2 protein-coding genes, 2 tRNA genes and 2 rRNA genes are annotated in these 7,877 nt (G+C 50.3%); 4 read left to right on the forward strand and 2 right to left on the reverse strand.

Annotated features, from left to right (window positions below):
- Positions 1 to 10 precede the first annotated feature (10 nt).
- Together BM485_05480 and BM485_05485 are read right to left on the reverse strand one after the other, a co-directional pair.
- Positions 11 to 1,123 carry a carbamoyl phosphate synthase small subunit gene (locus BM485_05480; GenBank protein ID OKY76091.1) on the reverse strand — a complete coding sequence of 371 codons (1,113 nt, stop codon included), beginning with the start codon at positions 1,121 to 1,123 and terminating at the stop codon, positions 11 to 13.
- 81 nt (positions 1,124 to 1,204) lie between these two features.
- On the reverse strand, positions 1,205 to 2,494 hold the full coding sequence (locus BM485_05485) for a hypothetical protein (GenBank protein OKY76092.1): 1,290 nt from the start codon (positions 2,492 to 2,494) through the stop codon (positions 1,205 to 1,207).
- A 614-nt stretch (positions 2,495 to 3,108) separates the two neighbouring features.
- Here BM485_05485 and BM485_05490 point away from each other — a divergent pair.
- From BM485_05490 to BM485_05505, 4 genes are all read left to right on the forward strand, one after another.
- Positions 3,109 to 4,671: ribosomal RNA gene (locus BM485_05490) — 16S ribosomal RNA — on the forward strand.
- A gap of 139 nt (positions 4,672 to 4,810) precedes the next feature.
- Positions 4,811 to 4,889: transfer RNA gene (locus tag BM485_05495), tRNA-Ile, on the forward strand.
- 77 nt (positions 4,890 to 4,966) lie between these two features.
- Positions 4,967 to 5,042 (forward strand) — tRNA-Ala (locus tag BM485_05500).
- Positions 5,043 to 5,207: 165 nt separating this feature from the next.
- A 23S ribosomal RNA gene (locus BM485_05505) occupies positions 5,208 to 7,877 on the forward strand; the annotation flags it as partial.

Genomic DNA, 7,877 nt, shown 5'->3' on the forward strand with positions numbered 1-7,877 from the left:
GAAAGCTGTTCTATCCGCGCATCGTCTCGATGAATCGGTCAAAGAGGTAGACCGAATCATGGGGACCTGGAGCATTTTCCGGGTGGTACTGGACGGAAAATGCCGGAAATTTTTTATGGCGCATGCCTTCCAGGCTCGAATCGTTCAAGTTGATGTGGGTCAGTTCCACTTCATTCTTGTCCAGGCTGGCCAGGTCGACGCAAAAACCGTGGTTCTGTGAAGTGATTTCTATTTTGCCGGTGATGAGATCCTTTACAGGTTGATTGGAGCCGCGATGGCCGAATTTTAATTTGTAGGTGGTGCCGCCGTAAGCCAGTCCGAGAATCTGGTGGCCGAGACATATTCCGAAAATTGGTTTTTTGCCGAGAAGATCCCTGACGTTTTCGACGACTCCTTGAATTCCAGCCGGGTCACCGGGGCCGTTGGAAAGAAAGATGCCGTCTGGATCCATGGCCAGAATGTCCTTGGCCGAAGTGGTGGCCGGCACAACCTGGACGGAACAGTTCCGTTCGGCAAGTAAGCGCAACTGGTTGTATTTCAACCCGAAATCAAAGGCCACGACTTTGAATTTGCCGGGGTCGGAACTGGAAAAATTGCTGCCGGGTTTCGGTTTGCCGTTATTCCAGCCGTAGGGCACGTTGCAGGTGACCTCCTTGACCAGATCGCGGCCGATAAGGCCGGGCGATTTTTTGGCTTTGGCAATAAGTGACTGCGGGTCAAGATCCTCTGTTGAAACAATTCCCCGCAGGGCACCGGCGAGACGGATGTGGCGGGTCAGGGCGCGGGTGTCGATTCCCTGTACCCCCAGTATATTGTATTTTTTCAAGAAAGCGGCTAATGAGCCGGTCGACCGGAAATTGCTCGGATAATCCTGATACTCTTTCACCAGAAAAGCCTCAACGTGGATCCGGGACGATTCCATGTCTTCTTCATTGATTCCGTAGTTGCCGATCAGCGGATAGGTCATGGTGACGATCTGCCCTCTATAGGATGGGTCCATCAGGATCTCCTGGTAACCTGACATTCCGGTGTTAAAAACGATTTCACCGGTGGTCTCACCGGCACCGGTGAAGGATTCTCCTTCAAAAACGGTACCGTCTTCAAGCGCGATAAGGGCCTTCATATTCATCATCCTTCAGTTTGTTGAAATTTACATGCCGAAAAAAAACGAAATTCCGGCAAAAAATGTTGCATTAAACGGCTTTCATGCCGCAAATTTTAAAGAGTCAGCCACAAGCCGTGCCTGCCGGTATGCCGCACCCTGCTGGGACGAGGCAACTTGGCGCGCATTGCGGCATAAAGAAGCATATTGATCGGGGTTCTTTGATAAGAAGAGCACCGATTGGATAAAATCTTCCGGTTTCACAATCGGAACGGAGGCGCAATGTGACTCAAGCAATTCCGCGGCATCGGCAAAATCCTTCATGTGCGGGCCGTAAAAAACCGGTTTGCCCCATATCGCGGCCTCCATTATGTTATGTCCTCCTTTGGGCACCATGCTGCCTCCACAGAAAATGAACGTGCCGATGGAGTAAAGTGCCGCCAGTTCGCCCATGGTGTCAACCAGAACCACGGAACGGCATCGACTTTTGCCGTGAAGTTCGCTTATCTTATCATAGGTGAGCGAATGAGATGCAAAAAGGTTCTCTATTTCAGCCAGTCTGTTTACATGGCGGGGGGCCAGAATAAAAACAGATTCAGGCAAAGACTCATGCAGCGCCAAATAGGCATCTATAAAAAAAATCTCTTCTCCGCTGTGTGTGCTGCCGAAAATAATAATCGTTTGTGTATCGTCAATGTTCAGCAACGTTTTGTATGTCCGCACGGCACCGGCATCGTTTTGAGCACATAAATCAAATTTTGTATTCCCTGAAGCCAAGACCTTTTCCGGTTGAGCTCCGAGTTCGATAAAACGTTTTCTGTCGAGTTCACTTATGGTGGCAATGGCTGAAAAAGCATTGATCAGGGGTAAAATCAACCCGGGGATTTTTTTGTATCTCTGTAAGGACCGGTCGGAAAGGCGGCCGTTAAGCAGGTACAGTTCAATCCCCAAGCGATGTGCCTCGGTGAGAAAATTGGGCCACAATTCCGTTTCAAGACTGATATAGCAAGTGGGGCGTAATATCGTTAGCGCTCTCCTTACCAGCGGACAAACATCAAGCGGCGCGTAAATACAGGTAACAGAGGGTGGCAACTGTGATTTCGCAACCTGATGACCATGTCGTGTCATTGTCGACAGAATAAAAAGAGCTTTTGGAAAACATTTTTGCAACTCCGGCAGCAACGCCTGTGCCGCACGCACTTCCCCGACTGAGGCGGCATGTATCCAGAATCTCGGGAAGCGATCGTTTGCGGTGATCATGCTCCCGTAAATACCTCGTCGTTCGTTGAGGCTTTCTTTGTGATGTCCCGTGAGAGCGCTGAATATATAAAAAAAGGGGAATCCTAGATTAAAGACAAGAGAGCTTAATAATTTATAAATCGCGTAACTCAAGAAAAAGAAGTCCCCTTTTGCGTGGCAAAAATTAAGAAAAAATCATGACATTAAAACTGGTATTTGTTGCCCAGTCAATAAAAAAGCGTAAAAAAATGACCTCAAGTGGATTGAAATTGACATGGAAGGGTCAGGATATGTGAAATTTAATATTGAAAAAAGGGAAACGGTTTTTTTGCGATCTGTCGTATGCTATATAATGATACACGAATGAGACACACGGAAGGGGTCGGGTGATGTAGTTGGGATGGAGAGATGATATTTTATGTCAGTGATATCAGTATGTTGCACAAATTATCAGTTTGCCCTGAAAAAAGAATATTGACAAGGGGAGGGGCATCAAGTAGTTTGTCGGTCTTTCGGCGGCCGGCAAGCGCAAGCGGATGCGGGTCGGGAAAAAAAGAAGTAAAAAAGATGTTGACAGTCTCCGGTGATCTGGGTAGTATGTGCGGATCGCCTCACGAAAAAGGGGGCTGTTTAAAAGGGTGTAAGTCCTTGCCGATCTTTGAAAACTGAATAGCAAACTATATGGGCCTCGCTGTCTTGAGAGAGACAGCAACGTTTAATTATTTGAGTAGAACAAAAGTCGGATGTAAGTCTGACTCTAGGATATCAAACTGGAGAGTTTGATCCTGGCTCAGAACGAACGCTGGCGGCGTGCTTAACACATGCAAGTCGAACGAGAAAGGAGTCCTTCGGGACTCCGAGTAGAGTGGCGCACGGGTGAGTAACGCGTAGATAATCTACCCTTATGTCTGGAATAACTGTGCGAAAGCGCAGCTAATACCGGATGAGTTCTTTTTGTCGCAAGGCAGGGAGAAGAAAGATAGCTTTCGGGCTGTCGCGTGAGGATGAGTCTGCGTACCATTAGCTAGTAGGCGGGGTAAGAGCCCACCTAGGCTACGATGGTTAGCGGGTCTGAGAGGATGATCCGCCACACTGGAACTGGAACACGGACCAGACTCCTACGGGAGGCAGCAGTGAGGAATTTTGCGCAATGGGGGCAACCCTGACGCAGCAACGCCGCGTGGGTGATGAAGGCTTTCGGGTCGTAAAGCCCTGTCAAGTGGGAAGAAACGTTGACGTATGAATAGTGCGTCAATTTGACGGTACCGCTAAAGGAAGCACCGGCTAACTCCGTGCCAGCAGCCGCGGTAATACGGAGGGTGCAAGCGTTGTTCGGAATTACTGGGCGTAAAGGGCGCGTAGGCGGCGCTGTAAGTCAGATGTGAAAGTCCACGGCTCAACCGTGGAAGTGCATCTGATACTGCAGCGCTTGAGTATCGGAGGGGAAAGTAGAATTCCCGGTGTAGAGGTGAAATTCGTAGATATCGGGAGGAATACCGGTGGCGAAGGCGACTTTCTGGACGAATACTGACGCTGATGCGCGAAAGCGTGGGGAGCAAACAGGATTAGATACCCTGGTAGTCCACAGCTGTAAACGATGTACACTAGATGTTGGGGGTGTTGACCCCTCCAGTGTCGCAGCAAACGCATTAAGTGTACCGCCTGGGGAGTACGGTCGCAAGATTAAAACTCAAAGGAATTGACGGGGGCCCGCACAAGCGGTGGAGCATGTGGTTTAATTCGACGCAACGCGAAGAACCTTACCTGGTCTTGACATCCCGAGAATCTTCTGGAAACAGGAGAGTGCCTTCAACCGAAGGAGCTTGGAGACAGGTGCTGCATGGCTGTCGTCAGCTCGTGTCGTGAGATGTTGGGTTAAGTCCCGCAACGAGCGCAACCCTCGCCTTTAGTTGCCAGCATTAAGTTGGGCACTCTAGAGGGACTGCCGGTGTCAAACCGGAGGAAGGTGGGGATGACGTCAAGTCCTCATGGCCTTTATGACCAGGGCTACACACGTACTACAATGGCAGGTACAAAGGGCGGCGAGCTTGCGAAAGTCAGCTAATCCCGTAAAACCTGTCTCAGTCCGGATCGCAGTCTGCAACTCGACTGCGTGAAGTTGGAATCGCTAGTAATCGTGGATCAGCATGCCACGGTGAATACGTTCCCGGGCCTTGTACACACCGCCCGTCACACCACGAGAGTCGGTTGTACCAGAAGCGGTTGAGCTAACCTTCGGGGGGCAGGCTGCCAAGGTATGGCTGGTAATTGGGGTGAAGTCGTAACAAGGTAGCCCTAGGGGAACCTGGGGCTGGATCACCTCCTTTTAAAGGAAGAAGCTCTGAGTAAAATCAGGAGCTTGGTCAACGCCCATATAGAATTGCTATTCAGTTTTGAGAGATCGGTTTTTTGGTCTTTGGAGTGGAGTTGATATAGGCGGGGAGCCGCGAGGTTTCTGTCTGTGAGAACGGGCCTATAGCTCAGTTTCGGTTAGAGCGCACGCCTGATAAGCGTGAGGTCACTGGTTCAAGTCCAGTTAGGCCCACCAGGTAACGCTCAAACGTTCAAACGCAGCAACGTTTAAACGTTGGAACGCTGAAACGCTTGCACGTTGGCCCGTTAATCGGGGGTGTAGCTCAGCTGGGAGAGCGCCTGCCTTGCACGCAGGAGGTCATCGGTTCGATCCCGTTCACCTCCACCAAATAAAGCAATTGATAATTGCAAATTGATAAAGAGCCGAATCATTATCAATTTGCAATTATCAATTATGAATTGATAGTCGTAGTTTAGTTCTTTGACAATTGAATAGGTTTTTTAATTATTAGTTGTAGAGTAGCTGAGTTTTTAAGAGAATTGATCATAGTTTAGGATTTATGGTCAAGCTACTAAGGGCAGACGGTGGATGCCTTGGCACTGATAGGCGATGAAGGACGCGGAAAGCTGCGAAAAGCTTCGGGGAGCCGCTAACAGGCTTTGATCCGGAGGTATCCGAATGGGGAAACCCACCTGGGGTTATGCTCAGGTATTATGAAGTGAATACATAGCTTCATGAGGCGAACGCAGGGAACTGAAACATCTAAGTACCTGTAGGAGAAGAAATCAATTGAGATTCCGTTAGTAGTGGCGAGCGAACGCGGAAAAGCCCAAACCATGGCACTTGTGTCATGGGGTTGTGGGGCCCCGACATGGGATTGAGGAGAGATAGTAGAACGGCATGGAAAGGCCGACCATAGACGGTGAGAGTCCGGTATACGAAATTTCAAATCACCCTAGGGTGTCCCCGAGTACCACGAGGCACGTGAAACCTAGTGGGAATCCGGGAGGACCATCTTCCAAGGCTAAATACTCATCAGTGACCGATAGTGAACCAGTACCGTGAGGGAAAGGTGAAAAGTACGGGGGGACCCGAGTGAAATAGTACCTGAAACCGTCTGCTTACAAGCGGTAGGAGCACGATGTCGTAAGACCGTGTGACTGCGTGCCTTTTGCATAATGAGTCAACGAGTTACCCTATGCAGCGAGGTTAAGCCGAGAGGTGTAGCCGTAGCGAAAGCGAGTCTTAACAGGGCGAATAGTTGCATGGGGTAGACCCGAAACCGGGTGATCTATCCATGGCCAGGGTGAAGCGAAGGTAACACTTCGTGGAGGCCCGAACAGGTGTAGGTTGAAAACTGCTCTGATGAGCTGTGGATAGGAGTGAAAGGCTAATCAAACTCGGTGATAGCTGGTTTTCTCCGAAATATATTTAGGTATAGCCTCGCACGATGACTGACGGAGGTAGAGCACTGACTGGACTAGGGGGTCTTACCGACTTACCAACCCCAATCAAACTCCGAATGCCGTCAAGCTCAAATGCGGGAGTCAGACTACGGGAGATAAGTTCCGTGGTCGAAAGGGAAACAGCCCAGACCGACAGCTAAGGTCCCAAAATACATGCTAAGTGGTAAAGGATGTGGAACTGCCCAGACAACCAGGAGGTTGGCTTAGAAGCAGCAACCCTTTAAAGATAGCGTAATAGCTCACTGGTCGAGTGGGTCTGCGCCTAAAATTTAACGGGGCTCAAGCATGTTACCGAAGCTTCGGATCGAATTTATTCGATGGTAGGAGAACATTGTAGCGCCGTAGAAGGTATATCGAAAGAAGTGCTGGAGGTTCTACAAGAGCTTATGTTGACACGAGTAGCGAAAATGCGGGTGAGAAACCCGCACGCCGAAAACCTAAGGTTTCCTGAAGTCAAGTTAATCTGCTCAGGGTTAGTCGACCCCTAAGGCGAGGCCGAGAGGCGTAGTCGATGGGAAACAGGTTAATATTCCTGTACTAGTGTGATAATGTTTGAGCGAAGGGGGGACGCAGAAGGGTAGGCCATCCGGGTGTTGGACGTCCCGGTTTAAGCGTGTAGGTGGGGGATCCAGGCAAATCCGGATCCCTGTACAACACTGAGGCGTGATGACGAAGGTCCCAGTAGGGACCGCAAAGTGGTTGATCCCAGGCTGCCAGGAAAATCCTCGTAGTGAGTTATCAGATTAATCGTACCGTAAACCGACACAGGTAGGTAGGGAGAGTATCCCAAGGCGCTTGAGAGAACTCTGGTTAAGGAACTCGGCAAATTAACACCGTAACTTCGGAAGAAGGTGTGCCATCATAATGTGAAGCGACTTGCTCGTGGAGCAGAAGGTGGTTGCAGAGAAACGGGGGGAGCGACTGTTTACTAAAAACACAGGACTCTGCGAAGTCGAAAGACGCAGTATAGGGTCTGACGCCTGCCCGGTGCCGGAAGGTTAAGGGGACTTGTTAGTCGCAAGGCAAAGCAATGAACCGAAGCCCCGGTAAACGGCGGCCGTAACTATAACGGTCCTAAGGTAGCGAAATTCCTTGTCGGGTAAGTTCCGACCTGCACGAATGGCGTAACGACTTCCGCACTGTCTCAACCAGGGACTCAGCGAAATTGTATTGGCGGTGAAGATGCCGTCTACCCGCGAAAAGACGGAAAGACCCCGGCACCTTTACTATAGCTTGACATTGGATTTTGAACTAGTATGTGTAGGATAGGTGGGAGACTTTGAAGCCGGGACGCCAGTTCCGGTGGAGTCGCCCTTGAAATACCACCCTTGCTATTTTAGGGTTCTAACTTCGACCCATGAACTGGGCGAAAGACAGTGTCTGGTGGGTAGTTTGACTGGGGCGGTCGCCTCCCAAAGAGTAACGGAGGCGCGCGAAGGTTCCCTCAGGCTGATTGGAAACCAGCCGTAGAGTGTAAAGGCATAAGGGAGCTTGACTGCGAGAGAGACATTTCGAGCAGGTACGAAAGTAGGTCTTAGTGATCCGGCGGTTCTGAATGGAAGGGCCGTCGCTCAACGGATAAAAGGTACGCCGGGGATAACAGGCTTATCGCCCCCAAGAGTTCACATCGACGGGGCGGTTTGGCACCTCGATGTCGGCTCATCACATCCTGGGGCTGGAGAAGGTCCCAAGGGTCGGGCGTTCGCCGATTAAAGTGGCACGCGAGCTGGGTTCAGAACGTCGTGAGACAGTTCGG

This window comes from Desulfobulbaceae bacterium DB1, from assembly GCA_001914235.1.
Taxonomy (GTDB): Bacteria; Desulfobacterota; Desulfobulbia; order Desulfobulbales; family SURF-16; genus DB1.

Coding starts and splice junctions, on each gene's coding strand:
- BM485_05480 (OKY76091.1), bottom strand. CDS start 1,123: ATGAAGGCCCTTATCGCGCTTGAAGACGGTACCGTTTTTGAAGGAGAA.